This is a genomic window from Photorhabdus sp. RM71S, assembly GCF_042879355.1.
GTDB lineage: Bacteria > Pseudomonadota > Gammaproteobacteria > Enterobacterales > Enterobacteriaceae > Photorhabdus > Photorhabdus kayaii.
This window is the reverse complement of the sequence record NZ_JBHFKV010000355.1, coordinates 1-223: the sequence shown is the minus strand read 5'-3', so window position 1 is coordinate 223 and position 223 is coordinate 1. Positions and strand designations below refer to the sequence as shown.

Here is a 223-nt window from a genome sequence, read left to right as displayed (position 1 = left end):
CAGCACGGCCAGCGGACGGTCCAGCTTGCGACTGACCGCCGCTAAGTAACCGGCCAGCAGGTTGGTGCTTTCCCCCACGACGCCACAGGCGGCTAAGTCAGCGGTGATGCGCTCACTCAGTTTCGGGTCTTGCAGCAGCGCCAGCGCCGCTGCCCGCTGGGCTTCGCTCAGTTCGGGAACCGGCTGGGTTTCGGTTTGTTCACCGACACCGGCCTGTTGACAC

At 65.5% G+C, this 223-nt stretch carries 1 protein-coding gene; it reads right to left on the bottom strand.

Annotation, left to right across the window (positions count from 1 at the left end; translation table 11 throughout):
* Nucleotides 1-223, bottom strand: a 223-nt coding sequence (locus tag ACGF5R_RS25195) for a hypothetical protein (protein ID WP_387693397.1), incomplete at both ends; no start/stop codon positions are given.